Below are 26,088 nucleotides of genomic sequence, written 5' to 3' on the forward strand. Positions count from 1 at the left end.
GATTGCTTGCCGCTGTGCAGCCTGAAACACTCGGCAAATGTCTGCGCAACCCCGCCTCACCATTGATCTGGATGGCATAGCCGCCAATTACCGCCTGCTGCAGGAAACAGTGGCTCCGGCAGAATGCGCTGCTGTCATAAAAGCCAACGCCTATGGCCTGGGCGCGAACGCGATTGGCCGCAGATTGCTGGCAGAGGGCTGCCGTACATTCTTTTTCGCACACCTTTCCGAAGCGCTCGAGCTGGCACCCGAAATCCATCAGGCGGGCGGTACAATGTTTACGCTGAATGGCACGGGCCTCTATCCGGTTGATGCCTTTCTGAAAGCCGGCATCATTCCGGTTTTGAACACGCTGGAAGAAACACGTCACTGGGCACGGGAGGCCGGGGGCGCACCTGCTGGCTTGCATCTGGATACCGGTATGAACCGGCTTGGCCTGCCAGCTTCGCATGACGCGGCGGTCCTGGAATTGAAAACTGACGGCCTCAACCTGATCCACCTGATGAGCCACCCTGCCTGCGCTGACGAGCCACAGCGGGCGGAAAACCGGGCTCAGCTGTCCCGATTTGTTCAACGCGCTGCTGCATTCGGCGACATCACGAAATCCTTCGCGAATTCCGCCGGATGTTTTCTCGGGCCGGAATACCGGTTTGACGTCGCACGTCCGGGTCTTGCGCTTTATGGCGCGCAACCTGTCTCTGACAGGTGGGTAGATCTGGCCACTCCCTATCGCTTTGAGGCGCCTGTACTGCAGGTCCGGCGCTTTTCCGAAGGCGAAAGCTTCGGCTATGGCGGCACGCATAGCGCAAAGTCCGGCGGGTGTTCCGCAACCATTGGCGCCGGATATGCGGATGGCGTGCCGCGCTGCCTGTCAAACCGGGGGCATATCTGGCTCGGAGGCATAAAAGCGCCCATTATCGGGCGTATATCTATGGACTCTTTGGCCGCCGATATTTCGGCACATCCCGATCCGGAAAGCCTGGTCCATGAACTGGCGCAAATATATGGCCCGGATCTGACAGTGGATGCCCAGGCGGCATCAGCCGGGCTCTCGGCCTATGAATTATTGACGCGCATCGGCGGCAGGACACAGCGGATATTTGCCAATGCATTGGATTCGCGCTGACGGCGCGATAAGTCTGACAGCATCAGAGTGGGGGACGAATCATGCAGAAATATCTTCTGGCAATATGTGCCATCCTGGGCCTCGGCGGGACGGCATTGGCCGATCCGATTGCCTATTTCCAGGTCGAGGGCGTCACCTATGACGAATCGATTCCCGCACCTGAAGACCGGCTCGGTTTCGGTGTTGGCGACCGCCCGGTACGGCATGAGGCCATGGTCGCCTATCTGACCGAAATCGCCGGGCAATCGGACCGCATTTCTGTCGAGACCATCGGCTATTCCCATGAACATCGACCGATTCTCTTCTTCACCGTCACGGCGCCGGACAATCACGCCCGCATCGAGGATATACGCCAGCAGCACCTGGCCTCGCTGAGCCCGCAATCGGCTGCAGCAACCGGACCCGCCATCATCTGGCTGAATTACGGCGTCCACGGCGCGGAAAGTGCCGGCATGGATGCCGCCATTCCCACACTCTACCATCTCGCGGCCGCTCAAGGGACGGATATTGAGGAAACGCTGGCCAACAGCGTCATTCTGATAACCGCGGTTTTCAATCCGGATGGTCATTCCCGACGCGTCAATCATGTCGAGACATTCGGGTCGGAAGTCCCGGTCACGGACCCCGGCCACGAACAGCACAGACTCTGGACCGAAGCGCGCACCAATCACTACTGGTTTGACCTGAACCGCCAATGGCTGCTCCAGACCCAGCCGGAAAGCCAAGCCTGGCTGGAACAATGGCATCGCTGGAAGCCGCAGGTCTCGGCGGATTTCCACGAAATGCAGACCGAAGCCACTTTCTATTTCCATCCGGGCGAGCCACTGCGCCGCAACCCGCTGATTCCCGAGCGCGCGCGTGAACTCACCGAGGGAATTGCCCAATACCATGTGCGGTTTCTCGACAGTGAGGCGCGGCTCTATACCTCCGCGGAAGGCTTTGACAATTTCTATGTCGGCAAGGGGTCAACCTACCCGCAGGTCAATGGGTCACTCGGCATTCTGTTTGAAATCGGAGCCGCGCGCGGCGGTTTGATCGAGGCCGAACGTGGTCTCGTCCGCCATGCCGAGAATGTGCGTACGCATTTCCGCACCAGCCTGACCACAATAGAAGGCGCGTTGGCGCAGCGGCAGGCCATCGCGGATTATCAGCGCCAGTTCTTCGCTGAGGCCGCGGCCCGGGCGGCACGCGATGCCGACCGTGCCTATGTCTTCACGGCCGAAGGAGATCCGGAACGGCTCAACCATTTCGTCGATCTGCTGGACCGGCATGACATAACCGTAAATGCGCTGGCGCGTGATGTCAGTGCCGGTGGCCGCGACTACCGCGCTGGCGAAGCCATGATCGTCCGCCTCGATCAGCCGCAATATATCATGATCCGGAGCCTGTTCGATCGCGTTACCGACTTCGAGGAAAACATCTTCTACGACGTCTCCGGCTGGACCCTGCCGCTGGCTTACGATCTCGAATATGCCGCTCTGGGCCGGGCTTTTTCCGCAAACCTGATTGGCGAAGCAGTCGCACCCCGCCGTCCCGGTTCAGCGCCGCCGCAACGTTCCAGCTATGGATATGTCCTGCGTTGGTCTGACTATTATGCCCCGCGCAGCCTGTATCGCCTGCTCGACCATGAGGTCCGCGTCCGCATCGCTACCGAGGATGTGACCATTCCGGTCACGGGCGGGCCGCAATCATTCGGACCGGGGGCCGTCTTTGTGCCGCTGGTGGGCCAGGATGTCTCCGCCGACCGGATTTACGAACTGGTTGCCGAAGCGGCCCGCGACGATGGTGTATCCGTTCATGCTGTGGTGTCCGGATCAACGCCGGGCAATACGCCCGATCTGGGCGATAGCCGTGGGTTCCGCTCCGTGGAGCAGCCACAGATACTCGTCCTGTTTGACGATGGCCTGTCCTCCTATGATGCCGGCGAGGTCTGGCACCAGCTCGATTATCGCATGCACATACCGGTCACTCTGCGGCGCAAGGACGAGCTCGGTGGTCTCGACTGGTCGCGCTATACACATCTGGTGATTGTCGGCGGCGGCAATACCCGCCTGTCAGAGAGCGATGCTGAACGTGTCCGCCAATGGGTGCGCGAGGATGGCGGTGTGATCATCGCCAGCCGCCAGGCCGCGCTGATGGCGCAGTCCGTCTTCCTTGGCGTCGAGCCGGACGAGGGGGACAGCGAGGAGAACGCGGACGGCGCGGACGATGATAGCGGACCGGACCGGCGCAATTATGCCGATCTCTCCGTGGATGATGCCGAACACATTATCGGCGGCGCCATTTTCGAAGGCGATCTTGATCCAACCCACCCGATCGGATTTGGCTATCCGGATCGCTTTATCGCCCTGCACCGCAACATGGTGGAGACACTGGAATGGCCGGAGGAGGATCCGTTTGCCGTCGTTGTCCGCTATGCCGATGATCCGCTCCTGTCAGGCTATGCCTCGGAGCGCCGTCGCGAGGAAATCGGCGGCACACCGGCGGTCATCGCTCAACGTATGGGCCGCGGCACGATTGTATTGTTCGCCGACAATCCCAATTTCCGCGCAACCTTTCGGGGTACAGAGCGCATGTTCATGAATGCGGTCTTCTTTTCCCGCCTGATCACGCCGCCAAGTGGCGACTACTGATCGGCGGACACCATGGATCAGCCGCTCTTTTTTCACCGCAATGGGCAGACGGGTGAACTGGTCATCAACCGCCCCGCCAAGCGCAATGCGCTGACCCGGGCCATGTGGCAGGCTCTGCCCGGGCTTCTGGATGAGGCCAGAGCCGATACTGCCCTGCGTGTGCTGGTTGTACGGGGTGAAGGTGGAAGTTTTGCTTCCGGAGCCGACATTGCAGAATTTGCCGATATCTATGCCACGCCGGAAAGCGCCGATGCTTTTTCGCAGGAAGTGGCTACAGCCCTGGATGCGCTCGCCGCCTTTCCGCTGCCCACCATCGCCCGGATCGAGGGGGCGTGTATCGGCGCAGGATGCGGACTCGCGCTGGCCTGCGATCTTCGTTACGCGGCCGATGGAGCCAGATTCGGGATCACGCCGGCCAAGCTCGGCCTGCTCTACCCGCTGAATGATACGCGGCGGCTGGTCGATGCAGTCGGCCAGGCTGTCGCCCGCGACATGCTGTTTTCTGCCCGTCACCTGACGGCAGATGAAGCGGCCGCAACAGGCCTTGTAAATGCCTGTTTCCCGGCAGAGACGCTCGGGGGCAAGGTCGGGGAAATGGCGGATATGATCGCCTCACGCTCTGCGGAAAGCCTGCATGGCCTCAAGCTGATCCTCGGCCAGATTGCCGGAGGGGTCAGGAATGACACGCCCGAAAGCCGGGCGCTCTTCCGTCAGGCGTTCGACAGCGCCGATTTCGCTGAGGGCTATCGTGCTTTCCTCGAAAAACGCACGCCGGATTTCAATCGGTCAGAAAAGGACCAGACATGAAACGCGGACTTCAGATTTTCCTCGCTGTCTTCAGCCTCGCCCCACTGTATTTCGGGATTACCGGCGTCTTCTTCGGGGCGGCAGGCCTCATGCCTCCGGGCGATGTGACACCGGAGATCGACAGTCAGTTCCGCTACCTTTCGGGCCTCTATATTGGGTTTGCCGCCATCATCTGGTGGTTCATTCCCAATGTCGACCGCCATGTCTGGCTGTTTCGCCCTGTCACGCTGGCAATCTTTCTGGGCGGTTTGGCGCGGTTGTATTCCTACCTGAATGTCGGCGCGCCAGCACCGGAAATGGTGGCCGGCATTGGGATCGAGCTCGCTCTTCCCCTGATCATGATCTGGCAGACCGCCGTGGCCCGTAAGACTGCACGACAGGGAGACTAGACTCAGATGACCGAAGCGCCCCTCAAAGGCTTAAGGGTTTTGGAACTGGCCCGTGTTCTGGCCGGTCCGTGGATCGGACAGACGCTGGCCGATCTGGGGGCCGACGTGATCAAGGTCGAAGCCCCGCAAGGCGATGATACGCGGCAATGGGGTCCGCCCTGGATTGACCACAAGGGCGAGCGGGCCGCCGCCTATTATCATGCCTGCAACCGGGGCAAGCGCTCGATCACGGCCGACTTCCGGACGGAAGAAGGCCGCGAACTCGTCCGGAAGCTGGCGGCGCGGTCCGACGTGTTGGTCGAGAATTTCAAACATGGCGGTTTGGCGAAGTACGGGCTTGATTATGCGACACTCAGCGCCCTCAATCCACGGCTTGTCTATTGCTCGGTGACCGGCTTCGGCCATACCGGACCCTATGCTGACTATGCCGGATACGACTTTATCATCCAGGGCATGTCCGGCCTGATGGATCTGACCGGTGAAGCCGATGGCGCGCCACAGAAAATCGGTATCGCCATCGCCGATCTGTTGACCGGTCTCTACGGGGTGATCGCCATTCAGGCCGCGCTGGCCGCGCGCGGGACAACCGGCAAGGGCCGCCATATTGATATGGCGCTGATGGATTGCCTGACCGGCGTCCTCTCCAACCAGGCCATGAACTATCTGGTGACGAAGAAAAGCCCGCGCCGGATGGGTCCGGCCCATCCCAACATCGTGCCCTATCAGGCGTTTCCGGTTACGGACGGATATCTCATCATCGCGGTCGGCAATGATGGACAGTATCAGCGGCTGGTCGAACTGCTCGAGCTCGAGGCCGGACGCGCGCCGGAGTTTGCAACGAATTCCGGCCGGGTCGAGCATCGCGCCCGGCTCGTCCCGCTGATCGCGGAGCAGACACGCAAATGGTCACGTGCCGATCTTCTGCAAGCGTGCGAGGATCACACCATTCCGGCCGGCCCGATCAACACCCTCGCAGAAGTCTTCAACGACCCCCAGACGATTGCGCGCGAAATGGCTATCCTTGTCGACGGCGTACCAGGGGTCCGGACACCCATCACCTTTACCGGCAGCGAACTTGCGCTCGACAAACCCTCGCCTCGGCTGGATGAACACCGGGCCGAAATCCTGGCAGAGTTGACGTCCGGATAAAAAAAGGCGGGCCCGAAGGCCCGCCCAGCATACGCATAACACTGTTTTCGGAGGGCGAGGCCGGCGTCCGGAACCGAGAACTCACCAAAGTCCCGGATGCCAACCTCTGAGTGCTGCGTATTACTCCGTTGTGATCTGCCTAGCGGCGGATCGTGACCCGGCCGTAGAAGTAGCGGCCAGCCGTGTCATAGGTCTGCTGAAGCGTGTTCATGTCGTCATTATTGGAGACATAAGGCGGCGTCTCGTTGGCGAGATTGCGCACACCAAAGGTCAGGCCAACACCGCTGTCGACAAAGTCGTAAGCAGCCTGGATGTCATGATACATCACACGCTCTGCCGTGTTCGACACATTGTTCGGGTTCGATGAGAAGTCGGTGACTTCATCGATATAACGGCCAACATAGTTGAACTGCCAGTTATCCGAGACCACGCCCAGACGCAGCAGGGCGGTGATTTCCGGGAAGGCGGCAGGATTAGTGGTGAACGGATCCTGAGCAAACGTTCCGGCATATTCAGACACCGCACCACCCGGAAGCACCTGATAGGCGAAGCTTTCCAGATAGGTCACATCCAGACCGGCCACGAACTGCGCCGTCGACTGGAAGATGTCGAAGGTCGGACCGGAATAATCAATTCCGACATCGACACCCGACGTCTCATAGGTTGACAGGTTGGCATTCGTCAGCAGAACACCGGCCAGAACACCGACCGCGGAACGGCGGGCTCCACCCGGTCCCGGGAAGGGAGCGGCCAGCGGCGTGCCAGTCACACCGGTATAACCCGGGCCTGCGATCAGGGCACAGAGCGGATCCGAGAAGTTCGGCGAGTTGTAGCACGCATTGGCAATCGTGTTGACATCTGCCGAACCGACAGCCTGCGTGATCTCGAAGGAGAAATAATCCGCCGAGAAGGTGAAGTCCTCGAGGATCGGGGTCCCCGACGGCGTGAACACCACACCGAACGTATACCCTTCCGATTCTTCTGGTGTCAGGTTTGGATTACCACCAATAACACCCGATGCCTGCGTGGAGGTCAGGGTGAAATTGCCCGGCAGACCATCAGCCTGACAGTTGGCCACCAGCGCGGCGCTGGCCGAGGCATTGGTACCGTAATTCGTACACGGATCCGTGTACTGAACAGCGGACTGTGCCTGCGGTGCGAAGAGCTCGCCGATCGACGGCGCCCGGAAGCCGGTCGAGAACGACCCGCGCAGACGAACCTGGTCATTCGGCGCCCACTCGGCCTTGATGGCATAGGTGTTGGCATCAAAGGACGAGTTCACACCCGTGCCGGTCACGTCATAGTTGGACGAACGGGCCGAAAGCTCAACCGCCAGAAGCTCGGCAAATTCAACGCCGGACAGGATGGGAAGGCGGACCTCACCATAAAATTCCTGCGACGTGGTTTCACCTTCTGTGGCATTGCCCGAGACGAAATAGATCTGACCGATCTGTGCCGCACCATCGGGGATGAACTCACCGGAATCCCGGCGGCGCTCATAACCCACAGCCCAGCCGATTTCACCGCCCGGAAGCTGCAGGCCACCCAGATCACCCGACAGGTTGGCCTGGAAGGACAAACGGGTCTGACGGGACACCGGTGAGTGACGCACCAGCATGTAGTTGGCGATGGTATCGGTCAGCGTATCGCGGCGGAACGGGTCCCAGATCAGATTGGCCGGGGTCTGACACGCACCGGCCGCGAGGGACGCCGGGTCATTACACAGCACCTGAGCCGCGCGGATCGGATTAGCCTGACCATCAATCACCCGAGCGTCGAGATAACGGCCATAGGACAGCGACGTATCCCAGAAAATGCCAGCCGGCAGCATGCCTTCAAGACCGAAGATCGACCGCCAGGAGGTCGCATCCTGGGTGAAGAAACGGCCGCTTTCCAGCTCCGCCAGACGGCGGGCGACAAAGACGCTTTCACCGGTCGGGTTGTTCGGGTGGAAGGCCGGAACCAGCGGGAACCAGAACGTGCCCACAGGGGCAAGCTGCTGCTGCGACGAGCGCTGGGCGAACATGAATTCACCATAGGCCGTCGCCTGACCGAAGCGGTCAGAGTTCAGAACGTCATACTCGGCATCAAAGAAGCCGGAGAAGACTTCCTGCGGTGTCACCATGTAGGAGCGTGCCGCGAAGTTATAACCATCCGCCGGGGTGAAGGCGCGAAGAACGCCCGTCGCCGGATCGAGGATCGCACCGGCACTGCCGAATTGAGCAGTAAAGTTGGGCGAAGCCGCACCATTTCCGAAGATCTGTCCCGGATAGGACGTACCCGAACCGCCACAGATCAGCTGGCCACCAACTTCTGCCCACGGACAGGCCGAGAACGGACGCGCACCCTGAATAATGGTACCACGGTCGAAATATTCGAGGTTGGCGGTAAAGCGGCCACCATCGAAGGACCGGCCGAAGGTCAGGCCGTAACGATAGATCTGGCCATCGCCTTCCCCCGTCACATCATACTGGCCGAAAGCTTCAAAGCCTTCGACATCATCACGGGTGATGATGTTGACCACGCCGGCAATCGCGTCGGAACCATAAACCGTCGAGGCGCCGTCACGCAGGACTTCAACACGGCCGATCAGCGAGACCGGGATCAGGTTGAGGTCAGCCGTACCGCCGGTATTCGCCGGGGTTGTACGGCGGCCATTGACGAGGACCAGCGTCCGCTGCGGGCCGAGGCCGCGCAGCGAGATCGTCGCCTGACCACCCGAACCGTTATTGACGCGCGAGTTGGTTTCCCCACCCGGCGCGAATGTGATCTGGTCGGCAAAGTCTTCCAGCGTCCGGACCGCCTGAACATTCAGGTCATCCTGGCTGACGACTGTGATCGGGCTGACCGAGGTCAGCTCGCTGCGGCCGATCCGTGAACCGGTCACGATGATGCGGTCTTCCGACGCGCCATCCTGAGCGAAGGCAACGCCGCCCCCAAAAGTTGAAGCCATAGCCACTGCCGCACAGGACGACAGAGCCAGAGTCTTCAACGAGACGCGTGTGCGCCGTTCAAACACTTTCATCTGAGTCTCCATATTTTTCCCCTCCGAACGTCATGACGACGCAGGAACTGATCCCCCTAAACGAGTGGGAACAGGATCAAAAGACCCGAGCGATGAACCGTAGAAAAAGCACGACGAAGCGTAATAAATGAACGCTATCTTACTGATATTTCATATTAAAAAGAGTCCACATATCACGTTTCTGTTACCGGAATTCAGCCGATCGTGATTTCCTTTGAAGCCCGGAATTCTCAACCATTGGAAGTTATGGGAGGACGCCAGTTTAATACGATGAGTATGTGTGGAGACCGTCCCGTTCTGGTGATGTGTGCGCCTGATGCGCTCGGCGTCCGTCTGCAATCTTTCATTGCTGACAGGTGCAAGCTCTTGCGTATTTCAAACGTCAGTACACCCCGTGAACTTGATGAGCTGATCCGGGACGGCGGTGCGGCCGGAGCATTACTGGCTGCGCATCAGGTCGGACGGACGGAAAGGCAACTCGCCGCCCGGCTGGAGGAAGCCGACATCCCCTACCTGCTCGCAGTGAACTCGGAACACCAGGCACATCTGATGTTTGAATTGACCGCGCGCGACTATGTGCTGATGAAAATGCCCGATGATCATATCAGAAATGCACTCATCCGGTTTCTGAAAAGCCTTGTTCCGGACCAAAGCCCGGTCGCAGCAAATGGCACCGCATCGTTCATGACAGAGTCGAACGCGATCTGGGTCAGAACCGGCCATGCCGAGCGGAAAGTCCTGCATTCCGCCATAAGATCGATTTCGGCGGACAAGGATTATGCCATTATCGAGCTCGACGACACATCCCTGCTCGTCCGGGCGACCATGTCGTCACTGGAAGCAGAACTGCCGGATAACGATTTCGTCCGCATTCACAGATCGCATATCGTTTCGGCAGACGACATTCGTGAAGTGCGGACGCTGGGTCCGAACCGTCACCAGATCAGGCTGAAGAACGGGCGGGCCTTTCCGGTCGGCCGGACCTACTGGCCCCGTATTCGTGCCATGCTGCGCCGCCAGAACCGGCCCTCCGGCGTACAGCTCCCGGCGGGCTAACAGCACCGCCCATTCCTGTCTCGAAATAAAATCAGGGAAAGCGGGCGGGCCCGGAGACTCGCCCGGTCAGACGCGAAATGGGAGACTCTTGGGGAGACATCGCGCAAGGCCTTTTTGCCCGCTGGCTGTGTCGCTTTCATCGCAGCGCGATGACGCTTTCGCGACGGATCAGCCCAGCGCTCTTGCATGATGGGCGATGTGATCGTCCATGAAGGTGGAGATGAAATAATAGGAATGATCATACCCGGCCTGCCGCCGGAGGGTCAGTTTCTGACCGGCTTCTGCACAGGCCGCCTCGAATAATTCCGGCTTCAGCTGTTCTTCCAGGAAATTGTCCGCCAGTCCCTGATCGATCAGGATGTGGGCGCCTGACACCTGTTTCCGCACCAGCTCGCAGGCATCATATTGCGCCCAGCCGGAGCGGTCCTCGCCCAGATAGGCGGCGAAGGCCTTTATCCCCCACGGCACCTGCGCCGGTGCCACGATCGGCGCAAAGGCGGAACAGCTCCGGTAGGTCTTGGGGTGTTTCAGATGCAAGGTCAGCGCGCCATGCCCGCCCATGGAGTGCCCGAAAATGCCCTGACGGCTCATGTCCGCCGGGAAGTTCGCAGCGATGATAGCCGGCAGTTCTTCAGTGATATAGCGATCCATGGCGAAATGCCTGGACCACGGTTCCTGCGTGGCGGTCAGGTAGAAGCCCGCCCCCTGCCCGAGATCGTAAGACTCATCGTCGGGAACCCCCTCGCCGCGCGGGCTCGTATCCGGCGCAACGACGATCACCCCATGGCGCGCCGCCGCAGCCTGGAGATTGCCCTTCTCCATCACATTCGACCAGTTGCAGGTGAGGCCCGACAGATACCATAGCACCGGCACCGGGCCGTTCTCCGCCTGAGGCGGTACATAGACGGCAAACCGCATCGCCGACCCGGTCACCGCCGAGTCGTGATCATGGACGGACAGCGTGCCGCCAAAGGAGCGGAAGGTGGAAACGGCCTCCATCAATAAACCACCACGCTTCGAATACTCTCGCCCGCATGCATCAGGTCGAAGCCGGTGTTGATGTCTTCGAGGTCCAGCCTGTGCGTGATCAGCGAGTCGATATCGATCCGCCCATCCATATACATGTCGACGATTTTCGGCACGTCCGTACGCCCTCTCGCCCCGCCAAAGGCCGAGCCTCGCCAGACCCGGCCGGTGACCAGCTGGAAGGGCCGCGTGGATATCTCGGCCCCCGCCGGGGCCACACCGATAATCACGCTCTCGCCCCAGCCCTTGTGACAGCATTCCAGCGCCGCGCGCATGACATCGACATTGCCGATGCATTCAAACGAATAGTCCGCCCCGCCGCCAGTCAGCTCGACCAGATGACCGACCAGCCCGTCATGTCCACCGGGAATCTCCTTGGGATTGACGAAGTCCGTCATGCCGAACTGGCGTGCCATCGCCTCGCGCTTGGGATTCAAATCAACGCCGACGATCTGGCGCGCTCCGATCAGTCTCAGCCCCTGGATGACATTGAGCCCGATCCCGCCGAGCCCGAAGACAACGGCGGTGGAATTGGGCTCCACCTTGGCGGTGAACATCACCGCACCAATGCCCGTCGTCACCCCGCAGCCGATATAGCAGATCTTGTCGAAGGGCGCGTCCTTGCGGACCTTGGCGAGCGAGACTTCCGGCAGGACCGTATGGTTCGAGAAGGTCGAACAACCCATATAGTGCAGAAGTTTCTGCCCCCTGTAGGAAAACCGGCTGGTCCCGTCCGGCATCACGCCCTGGCCTTGTGTCGCACGGACTTTCTGGCAGAGATTGGTCTTCGGATTGAGGCAGTATTCGCACTCCCGGCACTCGGCCGTATAGAGCGGAATGACATGATCGCCCGGTTCCAGACCGGTCACGCCGGGCCCAACCTCCAGCACGACGCCTGCACCCTCATGGCCGAGAATGGCCGGAAAAGCCCCCTCCGGATCCGCACCCGACAGGGTGAATTCGTCCGTGTGGCAAATCCCGGTCGCCTTGATCTCGACAAGGACCTCTCCGGCCTTCGGGCCCTCAAGATCGACCTCGCAAATTTCCAGCGGTTTACCGGCCTCGAAGGCAACAGCAGCGCGTGTTTTCATCAGTCTCTCTCTACTCGGCCGGTTCGGTCACATTCGGCACCTCGGTGAAGGGCAGGATGCCGAATTCCGGATAGATTTCGGTCGGGAAATAGACCCGCCCATCCGCCATCACCATCGAAATCGTCTTGATCTCGCGCAGATCCTGTGTCGGATCGCCCGGCACCAGAAGGAAGTCGGCGAGATAGCCCTCCTCGATCAGGCCCACCTCATCCCCCACGCCCAGATATTCCGCCATGCCATGGCTGGCCCAGGCGAGGATTTCCGGCGGCGTCATGCCGATCCGCTGATACAGCTCCAGCTCGCGGTGATAGGTAAAGGAGCCCCCCAGATCCGTGCCCGGCACGATGAAAATGCCGCGATCACGCATGCGCCGCAGCGTCTCGGTGATCTGGTCGAACGCGCCGCGATAATTGACATCATCCTCTTCCGTCTCGATCGCCGCCCAGGCCGAACGGGCCTGCCGCTGTGCGTCGACCGGCAGATGGTCGATATAATCGACCGTTCCCGGCGATATCTCGCCATTGCGTGAAAGCAATAGCGCCTCGTGAATGGCAAAGGTCGGGTCGATCGCCACACCATTTTCCACCATCGCATCCAGCGTCGCCTGAACCGGCGCACTGTCGAGATCCAGCGCCGGCAGACGCCGCAGAGCCGTCAGACGGAGCAGTTGCCGAGTGTCCTCACCCTCTTCCAGAACCCAGCCCAGCATGACCTGGTTGATGTGTGTCATCTCATCATAACCGGCTGCAATCATGGCGTCGGCATTGGTAAAGGCGGGCACGTGCCCGGCCACACGCAGGCCGCGCTCATGCGCCCGCGCAATCATGGCCGGCACCCATTCCGGGGTCATTGAATTGTAGATCTTGATCTGGTGGAAAATTCCCGCATCAGCATAGGTATCGACCGCCGCGACCGCCTCTTCCTCACTGGAAACGATGATGCCGTTATTCGAGCTGAAATCGCTCTGCCCCTCAATGAAACCGGAGCGGTGAATGCGCGGGCCCGCCAGCTCGCCGGATTCAATCCGCTCGACCAGCGCATCCAGCACTTCGTTGTCATTGCCCATATCGCGCAGGGAGGTCACGCCGGCCGCGATATTCAGGAAAGCGGCGGTTTCGCCCATATGGCCGTGCATTTCGAAAAAGCCGGGCAGCAATGTCCCACCCGCCCCGTCAATCTCGACGGCATCGGCCGGCGCCGCCATGTCGGCGGCTCCGATTGCGGCAATCCGGTTGCCCTCGACCAGTACCGACGCCGCGTCGCCTCTGGTTTCCGTTTCGGCGTCGAAAACATGGACATTCCGGATCAGCACCGGCGCATCATAATCACGGATCACCCGCGACTGGATCTCCTCGAACCGGCGCGCGCCATAATCGGCGGACAGATTGCGCAGCCGCTCGTCCTCGCCTTCAAATCCTTCCGAGAGAATGGCAAAGCGCGGCGTCATCAGCCCCATGAAGGCCTCGCCGGCCATCAGGAAATAGGTCGGGTTCAGGCTCGTGCCGGACATCGCATAGCTTGTCGCCTCGACCGTCGCTTCACCATTCGAGAGCGTCAGCGTCTCGATCGGGGTCATCCGCAATTCACCGCCCGGAATGGCCGGCAAGACGCCATCCTCGTCCGCAATCAGGGCACGCGCGGCAATTGCCAGCCAGTAGGGGCTGCCATCTTGCGGAACGTAGAAGCCCGGCGATTCCATCACCGCCTCGCCCGAACCGGTTGCATCCGTCCAGCTCGCCTGGCTGTCAGTATAGCCATAGGTCTCGTTGACGGCATTGCCAAAGGTCGTATTGCCCGCAACCGTCCAGCTGACCGGCAACCCGTTTTCATCGAGCAGCACACGCTCACTGATGGTCGGGCCCCGGCCATTATTCCGGAATTCGTATTCGACCGAATACCCATCCTCGATCTCGCTGATCTCCAGCGCGCCAATCACGGTGCCACCGACCATGATGGTAAAGACATCGGCTTCGGCAATCTGTGCCGTCTCCGCCCCTGACCCAGCCGTTTGCGAATCTGTCGCCGGCGTCGTCGCTGACGGGTCCTCTGCTGCCGGTGAACAGGCCGCAAGCATAAGGCCCGCGCCGGCCAGAAGGCTCAATCTGATCGAATTCATGTCATTCTCCCCCGAATTGTTGCGGGGAGACTAGCAGGCCGATTTGGCCCTGTCGCCTCAGCCGGGCGCGCAAAAGTCAGGCCGGAAAATCAAAGCCGGTTCTGCCCTCGCGCGTCAGCGTGAAAACATAGGGCCGCGACATGCGCTTCATATCCATGAAGCCCAGCACATTGTCGTCATCCAGCTTGCGGAAAACATCGTGAATCGGCAGCTGATCATAACACATGGTCGCCGACACCTTGCCGCGATACTCGGTCATCCGCAGACGCGCCCGGCTTTTTGTGGTCTGCATATACGCCTTCATGCCCTGGCGCAGGACCGGCAACATCCAGTCCGGATAGCGAGGCGTCTTCATGCGCGGTCCCATCGGCATTTTGCCAGGATCCGCAAAGTATTTGCGGCCCTGACCATCAAGATGAACCAGCGGATGGACGTTCTCTTCATCCAGAAACGTCTTGCCATACCAGCGCGCGAGGGCCAGCGAACCATCCATATTGTGACCGGTCGACACTTCGCGTCCCCACCACTCGCCCAGCATGAAGTCGGTCGGGACAGCTTCCAGCGTGTCATAAAGGGCTTCAGCCGCTTCAAAGCTCATCAAAACAGGATTGGCGGGTCCGGTCATGACAGTAATAGGCCACGAATTACAGGGCCTGCCTAGCCGTTTACTTATATCCTGGGTTTTCGCGGCACCAGCTTATGTCCCCAATGCCGCCATATCCGCCAGCCCAGAAGCAGGGCGAGGATACCGGCATGGATCAAAGGTCCCGGCTGGAGGCCCTTCTCGGCAAAGAAATGGTGCGTCACCGCCAGAATGGCCAGCGGATAGACCAGCATGTGAAGGCGTTTCCAGCGCTGCGCGCCGAGCCGCCGGATCATGGAATTGAACGATGTCACCGCCAGCGGCACCAGCAGGATCAGCGCCGCCATGCCGAAAGTTATATAGGTGCGCTCAACGATATCTTCCCACAGTGCCGGCAGCGAGAAAAACAGGTCCGCCCCGAAATAGGCGAACAGATGCATCAGGGCATACCAGAAGGCCGCCAGCCCGATCCGCCGCCGCACCTGCAGGATCGGAGCCCAGCGCGTGATATCCCGGAACGGCGTCACCGCCAGCGAGATCAGAAGGATGCGCAAGGCGGTCTGTCCGAGAAAATGATGGGTCGCGGCCACTGGCTCGAAGCCGAGATCATGCTCCATCCCGGCGAACAGCAAGGCCCACTGGCTGGCAATCCAGGCGAACGGCAAGACCAGCAGAAACAGCGTCACCGGCTTCAGCCAGTGCCGGGCGAAGCTGCGCAGAAAAGCGGATCTTTGCGTCATTGGCTCTAGTAGTTTTCTTCCAGATCCATGCCGGCATAGAGCGAGGCGACCTCGTCATAGCCATTGAACATTTCCGTATCGCGCCGGGCAAAGGGACCAGCGCCGATAATCCGCTCGCTCGCCTGGCTCCACCGGGGATGAGACCGGTTCGGATTGACGTTGGAATAGAAACCGTATTCACGCGGCGCCGACTGTTTCCAGCTGGTTTGCGGCTGTTCGGAGACAAAGCTGATCCGTGAAATCGACTTGATCGACTTGAATCCGTATTTCCACGGCACCACCAGCCGCATCGGCGCGCCATTCTGATTGGGCAGGACTTCGCCATAGAGCCCGACGGCCATCAATGTCAGCGGGTGCATGGCCTCGTCCATGCGAAGACCTTCCTTGTAGGGCCAATCCAGCACCGGAAAGCGTGTGCCGCGCATTTCCGACTGGTTCAGATAAGTCTCGAAGGCCACATAGCGGGCCTCGGATGTCGGCCGGAAGCGGTTCAGGACCGAGCTCAGGGGCACGCCGATCCAGGGGATGACCATCGACCAGGCTTCCACGCAGCGCAGCCGGTAAATGCGTTCTTCCAGCGCATTGAAATCGATCAGGTCCTCGACATTGAATGTGCCCCTACGCTCGGCATGGCCATCGACCCGGACCGACCAGGGGTCAGTCGTCATCGCATCGGCATAACGCGCCGGATCATCCTTGCCCGTACCGAACTCATAGAAATTATTGTATCCTGTCACCGCATCATATGGCGTCAGATCGCCATCCGTGACGCGATAGGATGTTTCAGAGAATTCCAGCGGTCCGCCGGTCACCCGGCCGGACGCCGGCGTTTGCTCCGGCTCCTGGGCCGAACAGGCAGACGTCATGCCGGTCAATGCAAGTGCACCGCCCGCTGCCATGATGGCCCGGCGGTTGAGATAGAGGTGTCTGGGCGTCACATCATTTTCGGTCACGCCCGCCAGTGGCGGTTTCCTGATCAGCATGTTGATCCCTTCGATGAGTTCTCACTCATCATGGACATAGCACGATGAGCACGCGTGTCCCGCCGCCTTCAAAACTTGTGATCAGACGTGATCCGGCGTGACAGGATCGCGACCCTGCGATTATCGCTCGATCGTATTCCGGGCCACAACGGCGGCTCCCTCAAATATTGCCGACGATGGATACAGCACGACGCGATCGCCTTCTTCCAGGCCCGAGACAATATGGGCCTGCAGGCCGTTATTCCGGTCGATCTCTACCCGCACTCGGCGGGCGCGGCCGGAGCGGACGGCAAAGACCGCCCAGTCATCACCATCCCGGAAGAGCGCACTGGACGGCACGACCAGTGCATTATCATTCTCCCAGATCACGATGCGGACCACGACGCGATAACCATGGCCCAGCCCTTGCGGTCGCTCGCCGGGATTGGCAAAGCGTATCACCGAATTGACGCGTTGTTCTTCAACGCCCAGGGCCGAGAATTTCGTAAATCCCCACGGATCGACCCGTTCAACCACGCCGTCGAGATCGGTTTCACCACCCCAGTCTGCGATCAAAACCCTCTGACCGGGCAAAACCCGGACAGCATCGGTAGACAGGAGCTCGACCAGAATTTCCAGATCATGTTCGACATTGCCGATTTCCAGAATTGGGGACCCGGCCGGCAAAGTGGTTTCGCTTTGCTGGATCAGGCGCAGCACCCGTCCGGAAGCCGGCGCATGTATCGGAATATCCGCAATAAGCTGTGGCGCATCCTCGCGATCTCCGCGGATGCCATCAAGCATGGCACGCGCATTCGCCAGCTCGGCTTGCCGGACCGAGACTGCAGCATCAGCGGAATCGAGTGCCGCACTTGCCGAACGCGCCTCGCGGACCGCACGATCCAGCGCGGCTTCGCTGGCGACGTCATTCTCCCGCAGATAGCGCTGCCGTTCCAGCTCCGATTCGGCCAGTTCAAGGTCAGCAACCGCCCGGTTGCGTTCAGCCTGCGCCAGCCGCAGAGCGGCCTCTGCAGCGCTGACATTGGCGCGGGCCTGCTCGCGCGTCCTTACGTCCAGCACAGCCGGATTGGACGGTGCCATATAGGCCACGATATCCTCGCCGCGCTCCACCGGATCACCGGGCTCGACCTCGACACGGCGCAACCGGCCCGACACCGGTGTTGAGACGACATAGGCATCATGAACCCGTGTCCGCCCTTCTTCTGTGACCGTATCCAGCATGGGCTCCCGGACCACCTCTCCGATATCAACCGGGACAGGGCGCGGCCAGAAGGCAAATGCCAGCACGGCCACCAGCAGAATGGCGGCCAAGAGGACGAGTATGGTGCGCGAATATTTCTTGATCATTTACCCCTATTCCCTCGACTTTAGCGCGGAAACCAGATCGGCGCGATCACTCTCGCGCTTGACCATCCATCCGGAAAATATCGCAGCGGCCAGTACCGCCAATCCCGCCACACCCAGACTGTCCGGCGAGAAAATGGCCGGCACCTGATAAAGATCCGTACTGAAGCCCGCGGCAATCGCATGGCTCAGCCCATAGCCAAGGACCGCGCCGGCTGGCAATGCCAGCAGGACGATCAGGCCAAGCTCACCGAGTAACACAAAAGCCGCCTCTCCCTTGGAAAATCCGATCACGCGCAGGCTGGCCAGATCATGCGCACTTTCGGCATAGGCGATACGGGCCGTATTGTAGACGATGCCGAATGTGATCAATGCCGCAATCGCTGCCATCACGAACCGCATGGCACCGGCCCCATTGTCCATCATGCGCTGGAAAGCTTCGCGCGCATCCTGCTTCACGGAGATGCCCGCAACCACCGGCATGGCATCCAGTGCGGCATAGATCGCATCTCGCCGCAGCGGATCGATCCGCAAATAGGTACCTGATACGCGATTCGGTTCGCCCAGCGCCCGGTTCAATGCCGACAATTCCATATAGGAGGGCGCGCCCAGAAGGGATTCTGCAATACCCGTGACAACGAGGTCCAGTTGCGGACGCCGTCCTTGCCGGATGTCAGCGCGCAGCCGGTCTCCGGTCTGAAGCTGCAGAATATCTGCCAGGGCAGGCGTGAGAATGATGCCATCCCCGCGCAGTGTCAGTGCCTGACCGTTTGCATCAACCGCCCGCTGGAGCCGGGCACCGGACGTAATACCGGACACCCCGCCCCGATAGGAATGAACACCATTCCTCAGGATAACCGGGATTGTCCGCGAGGCTTCCACCTCGATCACTCCATCGAGCTGTGCAAGCGCGTGCAGGGTTCTGTCCGGCAAGGGTTCGATGAAGCTAACCGACATGTCGCTGCGGTCGATGACGCTGAATGTGGTCTCGACCGCCTCGTCAAATCCGGCCAGCACCGTCATCATCCCCGCTGAAAGCGCCATGCCGGCGGAAACCCCGGCAATCGCCCCCAGACTGCGTCCCGGATGCCGGACAAAGCGGCGCAGCACCATGCGGGTCGGCTGATCCAGCACCCGCTTCAGCAAGCCGCCAAAACGGCCTGTCCCGCTATAGTCCGGCGGTGTGGGCGGCCGCATGGCAACGGCGGGCGTCAGGGCAAAAATCCGGCGCAGTGCGAAGAGGCCACCGAACGCGGCGGCCGCCACACTTGCAGATACCGCAATGATGAACGAAGCGGGGTCGATTTCGAAGACCAGAAACGGAAATTTGTAATACTGGACATAAACACCGATGAGCGCTGCACCGGCCGCCAGCCCGAGTAGACAACCCAGCACGGCACCTCCGGCCGCGATGGTGAGGATGAGTTTGAAATAGTGAGCCGTCACCTCTGCATTGGTATAGCCGAACGCCTTGATCAGGCCGATTTGCTGGCGTTCGGCCTGCAAAAGCCGCGAGATCACAATGTTCAGCAGAAAGGCGGCCACCGCCAGAAATATCGGCGGCACGCCGGCGCTGGAGGCGCGCAATCCGGCAATTTCCTCTGCCACGAAGCGGTTCGAGAACTGATCCGCGAGCCCGTAAGCGCCGACGGCCCCGTAATCATCGAGAATCCGGTCTGCCGCTGCCAGAACCGACGGCAGATCTTCTTCCCGGCCAATGTCCAGCAGCGCCTCATTGAAGGCCCCGTCCAGATCATAGGCCGCCTCCATGGCCGTCCGGCTCATCCAGATCACACCGAAACGGGAATCATCCGGCACCAGTTCGCCCGGCGCGGTCGTGTAGAGAAACTCGGGAGACTGGGCGATGCCGACGATTTCAAAACTCCGCCGCGCGCCATGCATTGTGGCTGACAGGATATCGCCGGCCTCCAGACCATGGGCATCCGCAAAACTCTTGAGCAACAGGATTTCATGGGACCGCCGCCGGTCGATCCAGCGGCCAGCCGAAAGATAGACCGCATTCAGCCGCGGTTGGCCGAAATCGGGCAGCGAAACGGCACGCGCCTGCACCGGCAGATCGCTCCCGGGCATATCGATCAGAGCGCTCCCGGTGATACGCCCTTCGGCGGCCGACACCCCTTCTATGCCCGCCAGGCTGGTCAGCACGCGGTCAGGCGCACGCACAACCGGTGCAAAGACGTCCGCCAGCCGATAGCGTTCATAATAGGCCCGCCGCGTCTCATCGAGGGAGTTGACCAGACCCGACATCATCACCAGCAGCATGACGCCCACAGCGACGACCAGGCTGATCGCCAGGGCCTGCGTCTTCATCCGCCAGAGATCGCGCAGCAACTTGCGGTCCAGCGGGCTTACCATTCGATTTCGTCCGGCGAGAGCTTGGTGGGGTTCCGGACGACCTCCCGAATGCTGCCGTCCGAAAAATAGATGACGCGGTCGGCCATATTGGCTGTGGCAGCCGCATGGGTGACAATCAGCACGGTCGCACCCAGCCGCTCATTCACATCGCGCAATGCGGTCAGGACGGTCCGTCCGGTCTCGGAATCCAGAGCGCCGGTTGGCTCGTCACAGAACAAAACCGTCGGGTTTTTTGCGATCGCTCGGGCAATGGCGACACGCTGCTGCTCCCCGCCGGAAAGCTCCGATGGAAAGTGATCGGCGCGATTGGAAAGGCCCACCATGGCGAGCGCCGCCTCGGCCGTCATCGGGTCTTCGGCCACTTCGGTGACCAGTTCGACATTCTCGAGCGCGGTAAGACTGGGCATGAGATTGTAGAACTGGAAAACAAAACCGACATGGTCCCGCCGGTAGCGGGTCAGCTGGCGGTCGCTCATCGCCGTCAATTCCCGGTCGAGAAACCAGGCCTGCCCGCCGCTCGCACGGTCCAGTCCGCCGATAATGTTCAGAAGGGTCGACTTTCCACTTCCCGATGGCCCCAGAAGCACGACAAATTCACCTGCCGGAATGTCCAGATCAACGCCGCGCAACGCATGTACAGCCGTCTCGCCTTCACCATAGACCTTGGTGAGATTCTTCGTGGTAAAGGCATTCTGCGTCACGCGGGCTCTTGTCCCTTCCAGCCGGAGGCGGTCAGCCAGCTGCGCACAGTTTGAGGATTTTCCGGCGCGGCGCAATGTCCGCCATCGGCGAACTCACGCCGCTCCGTCGCTCCACAATTCATGCTTTTCCATGATGGCGGTAAACAGTGGTGATGCCAGATGCGCCGACAGCCATGCCTGAAGGTGCGGCAGGTCCTGCGCGTCAAACCATGAGCGGTCGGCATTCGCGAACTGGCGGACAAAGGGAAAGATGGCGATATCGGCAAGGCTGACCGCATCGCCGAAGAGCTGGCTTTGTCCCGTCAGCCGGTCATCCAGTTTTTTCAGAAAGTCCAGACCGCCCGCGCGATGGACTGCTGCATCGGCATTTTCATACCGGTTGGAATATTTATAGCGGTCGAGATGGTGTTTGAACGGGCCGTCATTTTCCGCGACGAGATCAAACATGATGTCACCCGGTGCCAGCCAGTTTTCCGGATCATTCCGCGCCAGCGCCCAGCGCATGACATCCAGACTTTCATCAATCACTTCGCCATCAGGCAAAATGACCACCGGCACCGTGCCCTTGGGTGAAGCTGCGAGCATCGAGGCGGGTTTGTCGCGCAGCAGGATTTCGCGGTGTTCACAGGCAATGCCGGAAGCTTTCAGCGCCATCCGGGCTCGCATCGCATAGGGGCAGCGCCGGAAAGAGTAGAGGATGGGGCGGGGTCCGCTCAATCCTTTGCCTCCTCCGTGTATCTTGCGCCCAGATGCACCTCGCCCCGTGCCGCTGCCAACTCCTGCTGGCGCTGCCGCTCGGCAAACCTGGCGCGCTGCGCTTCGCTGGTCAGGTCGTGACAATGGGGACAGGATTCCCCCTTCACAAACAGCGGTGATTTCAGATCTTCGGGTGCCAGCGGTTCGCGGCAGGCATGACAGGCAACATATTCGCCGACGTCCAGCCCGTGACGGACCGCAACGCGGCGATCGAAAACAAAGCATTCGCCCTGCCAAAGGCTGTCTTCTTCAGCGATGGTCTCCAGATATTTCAGAATCCCGCCCTTGAGGTGAAAGACCTCCGGCTCGCCTTCGGCCAGCGCAAAGGCGGTGGATTTCTCGCATCGGATCCCGCCGGTGCAATACATGGCGATCCGCGCATTCGGGCGCGTCTTTCTGAACTCGCGGAACCAGCCGGGAAACTCGCGGAAGCTGACGGTTTCCGGATTGATCGCGCCTTTGAACTGGCCGATGCGGACTTCATAATCATTGCGGGTATCGATCGTCACAACATCCGGCGAAGAGATCAGATCATTCCATGCCTCGGGTTCCACATAGGTGCCAACCGCCTTGTTGGGATCAACTCCGGGAACCCCTAGCGTCACGATTTCCTCTTTCAGCCTTACTTTCAGCCGGAAAAAGGGCTGCTCGTCAGCAAAGCTTTCCTTGTGCTCGAGATCGGCGCAACCTGGCAGGGCGCGAATGGCCTCCAATACCCGCTCCATCCCGTCCGCCGGACCGGCAATCGTTCCGTTTATGCCTTCCGGTGCAATCAGGATGGTGCCGATCACCGCATTGTCCGAACAAATGTCAAACAGTCTTTTCTGGAGCGCCGTTCCGGCCTCCATGGGCGTGAATTTGTAAAAGGCGGCAATGCGGAAGGCGGGCATGGCACAACGGTCCTTCAGCGGTCAGAGATCGTCTCTGTCCTATTCAGGGCGGGACGCGCGCGCAAGCCTTCGGTCAGTCGAGAAAAGCCTTGATCGCGGCCCAGGCTTCTGGCTCGGTCAGGAAAGGCGCATGGCCCACATCCGGGACATTGACAAAGGCGAGATCCGGCTTGCGGCGTTGCATTTCTTCAACCGTGGACATCATCAGAAGGTCTGAAATGCCGCCGCGGACGACCAGAGTTGGAATATCCTTCAAGGCATCGAACAACGGCCAGAGGTCGACATCGACATCCCCGCCTTCGGCGACCGATTTGGCAATGGCTGGGTCATAGTCGAGCACGACAACGCCATTGTCTTCGCGGCAGGTCTTCCGGGCAAAATCCATCCAGAAGGCATTGCCGGTCTCTTTCGGAAAGGCAACGCCATTGATAGCGCGGATCGCGTCCGCGGCCGCTTTCCAATTGGCAAACCGGCCATCGGTTTTTCCGGCATAGGTGCGGATGCGGGCAATGCCCGCCGGGCCAAGCTCGGGACCGATATCGTTCAGCACCGCTTTCGCAATGCGCTGCGGCACCATGGTCGCCGCAATCATCGTCATCAGCCCGCCCATGGACGTGCCGACAAAAACCGCCTTGTCGATGCCGAGATGGTCCAGCAGGCCAATCATGTCCTGCGTATAGACGGCCGGATTATAGCGCTCATGCTGCGGATCATGGTCCGATCCGCCCCGCCCCCGCTGGGTCGCGGATATGACCTTGCGGCCGAGCGCGGCGAGCTTCGGGGCCAGTTCCTCGAAATCCTTCAGATTGCGTGTCAGCCCGTGCAGGCAGAGAACCGGCGGCCCGGTCTCTTCCGCTGTCGCCGGATAGATCCGGTAATGCAGCTTCAGCCCGTCCGCTGTCTCGAACATCTGATCGGAAAAGCCGCCTGCCATGGACTATTTCTCCCAGTCATTGGCCAGCGTCCGGGACGCCAGCAGGAATAACAGGCCCGCGACCAGATAGAGCGACGCGCCGATCATGATCGAATAGCGCAGCGCGTCGGCGCCGAATGCAGGGGTAAGCAGGGTCGACAATTCGCCCAGCACGTACACCCCGACCCCGATCCCCAGGAGATTGTTGATCAAGAGGAAGACGGCGGACGCCATGGCGCGCATGTTCGCCGGCGCCAGATGCTGGAAGGCCGACAGCGTCGGCCCGAGCCAGGCGAGGCCCAGACCGGTGGGAATGACGAACAGCAACGCCGCAATCAGAGGCGTCGAGGCCATCGTGCCGGCGATATACATCGGGAAGGTGCAGAAGAAGGCGATTGCAGGCACGATGGCGTACATCTTCTTCGACCCCTTGCCCATGAGATCGCCAAGAACGCCGCCCAGGATGATCCCGAGCGAACCGCCCACGAACAGCACGCCGCCGAACAGCCAGCCGGTGGTGATGATGTCCAGCTCGAAGCTGCGCGCAAAAAAGCTGGGGACCCAGAAAAACACGCCATAGCCCATCATGGATGAGCACGACGCGCCGAACACCAGAAACCAGAAGCTTGGCTTCTTCGCCAGGACGGCGAACACGCCGAAAAAGCCGGGCTTTTTCTCGTCGGCCGCCTCGGCCGGCACCGCGGCGCTCGCCGCTTCGCCGGGTTCGGGCTGGAGCTTCGCCGCTTGCGTCTGCGGTTTCACGTCGAGTCCGCCGCGCTTGGGTTCGCGCAGGGTGAGCTTGAAAATCGGCGCGATCGCAATGCCGGCAAGCCCGACGATGATGAAGGCGGCGCGCCAGTCGAGGCTTTCGCCCAGATTGCCGCCGGCGATCTGCGCCCCGGCGATCACCCCAAAGGCCGAGCCGATGGGTATACCAAGCGAATAGAGCGCCAAAGCGCGAGCCCGTTTTTCGGGCGGAAAATAGTCAGCAATCAGCGAATAGGATGGCGCCACGCCCCCCGCTTCACCTACACCAACGCCAACCCGGGCGAGGAAGAGCTGCCAGAAACTCTGCGCCATACCGCAAACCGCCGTGAACCCGCTCCAGACCACCAGAGAAACCGTAATGATCGAGGTTCGGCTTTTCCGGTCGGCCAGCCAGGCAATCGGCACACCGAGTGTCGAATATAGCGCCGCGAAGGCGATCCCGCCCAGAAGGCCGAGTTGCCGGTCCGACAGGCCCAGCTCGTCCTGAATCGGAATCGCCAGAATGGAAATGATCTGCCGGTCAAGAAAATTGAAGGCATAGACAATGAACAACATGACCAGCACCCAGGCGCGATAGCCTGCCGTCGTCTCGCTTGCTGCTGGCGGTCGGGCCGGAGCCGTGGCTTCATTCATTCGCTTGTCTCCAGAAAGGTCAGCACATCGGCAACCGTGCGCTCGGGATCATCTTCATGCGCCGCATGGGCGAGCTCGTCATAGACGATCAGCTGTGAATTCGCGATGGCAGCGGCAACGCGCGGTCCATGACTGGCCGGAATCAGTAGATCGCGGCCACCCCAGAGGATGAATGTCGGCGCGGTAATCTGCGACAGCAATTCGGTGGGATCAGGCATGGTGAACTGGCGGATATGCGCAATGAAGGCGTCCCCGTTTCCCTCGCGCCGCATCATGTCGATAATGGTCTGAACCCGGGCTTCGCTGACCGCCGAAGGGTCGGCATAGCTGAAAGCAAGGCTCTGGCGCACACCTGCTTCAGGCGCCAGCTGCAGGAAGGCCTGGATGGCAGCCGGCGGCTCGACCGGCGTGTCACCCACCTCGTTGAACGGAAAGACACCGGGGTCGACCAGGATCAGGTGATCAACGCGATCCGGAAAGGCCGCCGCAAATCGCCAGGCAATCGTGCCCCCGAGTGAACTGCCGGCCAGAGTGGCACGTTCAATGTCCAGCGCATCCATCAGCTCGGCCAGAAACTCCGCCCTCGCCTGGGGCGCATAGCGCTCCTGCGGATCGGGCCCGGTCAGGCCGTGACCCAGCAGGTCATAACGGATGACGCGATAGTCTTCTGACAAGCGCTCCGCCCAGCCATCCCAGCTTTCCAGCGAGAAACTGAACCCATGGATCAGGATGATGACTTCGCCGTCTGTCGGGCCCTCTTCACGTACCCGCACGCGGGCCCCGGAGACATCGACAAAACGGTCACTGGCCGTCATGTATTCGGCTTCCAGCGCATCCGCCGCTTCACCGCCCGTGGCATTCAGATACCAGACATACCCCGCTCCGAGAACGAGGGCGATGAAAGCCAGCAAGACGCCGGCAAGAATGAGAATCGCGCGCATGGAATTACCCTACACGGCTCTGGCCCGGAGGCCAGAGCCGCG

The 26,088-nt window shown here is 60.7% G+C and carries 21 protein-coding genes; 6 read left to right on the forward strand and 15 right to left on the reverse strand.

Annotated features, from left to right (window positions below):
- The first annotated feature begins 37 nt into the window (after positions 1-37).
- From alr to DBR16_RS11040, 5 genes are read left to right on the forward strand one after another with little or no spacing between them, the layout of a single operon-like run.
- Positions 38-1,126: an alanine racemase gene (alr, locus tag DBR16_RS11020; RefSeq protein WP_109261299.1), complete on the forward strand. Its 1,089-nt coding sequence runs from the start codon at positions 38-40 to the stop codon at positions 1,124-1,126.
- Between the two features lie 41 nt (positions 1,127-1,167).
- A complete protein-coding gene (locus tag DBR16_RS11025) occupies positions 1,168-3,759 on the forward strand; it encodes a M14 family zinc carboxypeptidase (protein WP_109261300.1) in 2,592 nt (863 codons plus the stop codon).
- Positions 3,760-3,771: 12 nt separating this feature from the next.
- Positions 3,772-4,566, forward strand: coding sequence for an enoyl-CoA hydratase/isomerase family protein (locus tag DBR16_RS11030; protein ID WP_109261301.1), 795 nt, complete (start codon positions 3,772-3,774; stop codon positions 4,564-4,566).
- Entirely contained in the window at positions 4,563-4,955 is a 393-nt protein-coding gene (locus DBR16_RS11035; RefSeq protein WP_109261302.1) for a DUF4345 domain-containing protein, read from the forward strand. Before DBR16_RS11030 ends, DBR16_RS11035 begins: the two co-directional genes overlap by 4 nt.
- A 6-nt stretch (positions 4,956-4,961) precedes the next feature.
- Positions 4,962-6,104 (forward strand): CaiB/BaiF CoA transferase family protein, encoded by a 1,143-nt coding sequence (locus tag DBR16_RS11040; protein ID WP_109261303.1) that lies wholly within the window; start codon positions 4,962-4,964, stop codon positions 6,102-6,104.
- A 139-nt stretch (positions 6,105-6,243) separates the two neighbouring features.
- Here the strand turns inward: DBR16_RS11040 and DBR16_RS11045 are convergent, their stop codons facing one another.
- Positions 6,244-9,129 (reverse strand): TonB-dependent receptor plug domain-containing protein, encoded by a 2,886-nt coding sequence (locus DBR16_RS11045; RefSeq protein WP_161539485.1) that lies wholly within the window; start codon positions 9,127-9,129, stop codon positions 6,244-6,246.
- Positions 9,130-9,399: 270 nt separating this feature from the next.
- On the opposite strand from DBR16_RS11045, the gene DBR16_RS11050 reads away from it, so the two are divergent.
- On the forward strand, positions 9,400-10,185 hold the full coding sequence (locus DBR16_RS11050; RefSeq protein WP_161539486.1) for a LytR/AlgR family response regulator transcription factor: 786 nt from the start codon (positions 9,400-9,402) through the stop codon (positions 10,183-10,185).
- Between the two features lie 168 nt (positions 10,186-10,353).
- Here DBR16_RS11050 and fghA read toward each other — a convergent pair whose 3' ends face one another.
- The 14 genes from fghA to DBR16_RS11120 form a co-directional block, all read right to left on the reverse strand.
- On the reverse strand, positions 10,354-11,184 hold the full coding sequence (fghA, locus tag DBR16_RS11055; RefSeq protein WP_109261306.1) for an S-formylglutathione hydrolase: 831 nt from the start codon (positions 11,182-11,184) through the stop codon (positions 10,354-10,356).
- Positions 11,184-12,302 (reverse strand): S-(hydroxymethyl)glutathione dehydrogenase/class III alcohol dehydrogenase, encoded by a 1,119-nt coding sequence (locus DBR16_RS11060; protein WP_109261307.1) that lies wholly within the window; start codon positions 12,300-12,302, stop codon positions 11,184-11,186. Before DBR16_RS11060 ends, fghA begins: the two co-directional genes overlap by 1 nt.
- A 10-nt stretch (positions 12,303-12,312) precedes the next feature.
- Positions 12,313-14,418: an amidohydrolase family protein gene (locus DBR16_RS11065; RefSeq protein ID WP_109261308.1), complete on the reverse strand. Its 2,106-nt coding sequence runs from the start codon at positions 14,416-14,418 to the stop codon at positions 12,313-12,315.
- 76 nt (positions 14,419-14,494) lie between these two features.
- Positions 14,495-15,043 (reverse strand): DUF4334 domain-containing protein, encoded by a 549-nt coding sequence (locus DBR16_RS11070; RefSeq protein ID WP_109261309.1) that lies wholly within the window; start codon positions 15,041-15,043, stop codon positions 14,495-14,497.
- 44 nt (positions 15,044-15,087) lie between these two features.
- A complete protein-coding gene (locus tag DBR16_RS11075) occupies positions 15,088-15,741 on the reverse strand; it encodes a protein-methionine-sulfoxide reductase heme-binding subunit MsrQ (RefSeq protein WP_109261310.1) in 654 nt (217 codons plus the stop codon).
- Positions 15,742-15,746: 5 nt separating this feature from the next.
- Positions 15,747-16,724: a protein-methionine-sulfoxide reductase catalytic subunit MsrP gene (msrP, locus tag DBR16_RS11080; RefSeq protein WP_109261311.1), complete on the reverse strand. Its 978-nt coding sequence runs from the start codon at positions 16,722-16,724 to the stop codon at positions 15,747-15,749.
- A gap of 120 nt (positions 16,725-16,844) precedes the next feature.
- The gene (locus DBR16_RS11085; protein WP_109261312.1) at positions 16,845-18,071 is read right to left on the reverse strand and encodes an efflux RND transporter periplasmic adaptor subunit; all 1,227 of its coding nucleotides are present in this window, start codon (positions 18,069-18,071) and stop codon (positions 16,845-16,847) included.
- A gap of 6 nt (positions 18,072-18,077) precedes the next feature.
- Entirely contained in the window at positions 18,078-20,444 is a 2,367-nt protein-coding gene (locus tag DBR16_RS11090; RefSeq protein WP_109261313.1) for an FtsX-like permease family protein, read from the reverse strand.
- Complete coding sequence (locus DBR16_RS11095; protein WP_109261850.1) at positions 20,438-21,145, reverse strand: ABC transporter ATP-binding protein; 708 nt, start codon at positions 21,143-21,145, stop codon at positions 20,438-20,440. The genes DBR16_RS11090 and DBR16_RS11095 overlap by 7 nt, the downstream gene beginning before the upstream one ends.
- A gap of 93 nt (positions 21,146-21,238) precedes the next feature.
- Positions 21,239-21,862: a glutathione S-transferase gene (locus DBR16_RS11100; protein ID WP_109261314.1), complete on the reverse strand. Its 624-nt coding sequence runs from the start codon at positions 21,860-21,862 to the stop codon at positions 21,239-21,241.
- Entirely contained in the window at positions 21,859-22,791 is a 933-nt protein-coding gene (gene trhO / locus DBR16_RS11105; protein WP_109261315.1) for an oxygen-dependent tRNA uridine(34) hydroxylase TrhO, read from the reverse strand. The genes DBR16_RS11100 and trhO overlap by 4 nt, the downstream gene beginning before the upstream one ends.
- 73 nt (positions 22,792-22,864) lie before the next feature.
- Positions 22,865-23,725, reverse strand: coding sequence for an alpha/beta fold hydrolase (locus tag DBR16_RS11110; RefSeq protein ID WP_109261316.1), 861 nt, complete (start codon positions 23,723-23,725; stop codon positions 22,865-22,867).
- Between the two features lie 3 nt (positions 23,726-23,728).
- A complete protein-coding gene (locus tag DBR16_RS11115) occupies positions 23,729-25,105 on the reverse strand; it encodes a spinster family MFS transporter (protein ID WP_109261317.1) in 1,377 nt (458 codons plus the stop codon).
- Positions 25,102-26,046 (reverse strand): alpha/beta fold hydrolase, encoded by a 945-nt coding sequence (locus DBR16_RS11120; protein ID WP_109261318.1) that lies wholly within the window; start codon positions 26,044-26,046, stop codon positions 25,102-25,104. The genes DBR16_RS11115 and DBR16_RS11120 overlap by 4 nt, the downstream gene beginning before the upstream one ends.
- Positions 26,047-26,088 lie beyond the last annotated feature (42 nt).

It is taken from the genome of Hyphobacterium indicum (genome assembly GCF_003129605.1).
Taxonomy (GTDB): Bacteria; Pseudomonadota; Alphaproteobacteria; order Caulobacterales; family Maricaulaceae; genus Hyphobacterium; species Hyphobacterium indicum.

Coding starts and splice junctions, on each gene's coding strand:
- alr (WP_109261299.1), top strand. CDS start 38: ATGTCTGCGCAACCCCGCCTCACCATTGATCTGGATGGCATAGCCGCC.
- DBR16_RS11025 (WP_109261300.1), top strand. CDS start 1,168: ATGCAGAAATATCTTCTGGCAATATGTGCCATCCTGGGCCTCGGCGGG.
- DBR16_RS11030 (WP_109261301.1), top strand. CDS start 3,772: ATGGATCAGCCGCTCTTTTTTCACCGCAATGGGCAGACGGGTGAACTG.
- DBR16_RS11035 (WP_109261302.1), top strand. CDS start 4,563: ATGAAACGCGGACTTCAGATTTTCCTCGCTGTCTTCAGCCTCGCCCCA.
- DBR16_RS11040 (WP_109261303.1), top strand. CDS start 4,962: ATGACCGAAGCGCCCCTCAAAGGCTTAAGGGTTTTGGAACTGGCCCGT.
- DBR16_RS11045 (WP_161539485.1), bottom strand. CDS start 9,129: ATGAAAGTGTTTGAACGGCGCACACGCGTCTCGTTGAAGACTCTGGCT.
- DBR16_RS11050 (WP_161539486.1), top strand. CDS start 9,400: ATGAGTATGTGTGGAGACCGTCCCGTTCTGGTGATGTGTGCGCCTGAT.
- fghA (WP_109261306.1), bottom strand. CDS start 11,184: ATGGAGGCCGTTTCCACCTTCCGCTCCTTTGGCGGCACGCTGTCCGTC.
- DBR16_RS11060 (WP_109261307.1), bottom strand. CDS start 12,302: ATGAAAACACGCGCTGCTGTTGCCTTCGAGGCCGGTAAACCGCTGGAA.
- DBR16_RS11065 (WP_109261308.1), bottom strand. CDS start 14,418: ATGAATTCGATCAGATTGAGCCTTCTGGCCGGCGCGGGCCTTATGCTT.
- DBR16_RS11070 (WP_109261309.1), bottom strand. CDS start 15,043: ATGACCGGACCCGCCAATCCTGTTTTGATGAGCTTTGAAGCGGCTGAA.
- DBR16_RS11075 (WP_109261310.1), bottom strand. CDS start 15,741: ATGACGCAAAGATCCGCTTTTCTGCGCAGCTTCGCCCGGCACTGGCTG.
- msrP (WP_109261311.1), bottom strand. CDS start 16,724: ATGCTGATCAGGAAACCGCCACTGGCGGGCGTGACCGAAAATGATGTG.
- DBR16_RS11085 (WP_109261312.1), bottom strand. CDS start 18,071: ATGATCAAGAAATATTCGCGCACCATACTCGTCCTCTTGGCCGCCATT.
- DBR16_RS11090 (WP_109261313.1), bottom strand. CDS start 20,444: ATGGTAAGCCCGCTGGACCGCAAGTTGCTGCGCGATCTCTGGCGGATG.
- trhO (WP_109261315.1), bottom strand. CDS start 22,791: ATGCCCGCCTTCCGCATTGCCGCCTTTTACAAATTCACGCCCATGGAG.
- DBR16_RS11110 (WP_109261316.1), bottom strand. CDS start 23,725: ATGGCAGGCGGCTTTTCCGATCAGATGTTCGAGACAGCGGACGGGCTG.
- DBR16_RS11115 (WP_109261317.1), bottom strand. CDS start 25,105: ATGAATGAAGCCACGGCTCCGGCCCGACCGCCAGCAGCAAGCGAGACG.
- DBR16_RS11120 (WP_109261318.1), bottom strand. CDS start 26,046: ATGCGCGCGATTCTCATTCTTGCCGGCGTCTTGCTGGCTTTCATCGCC.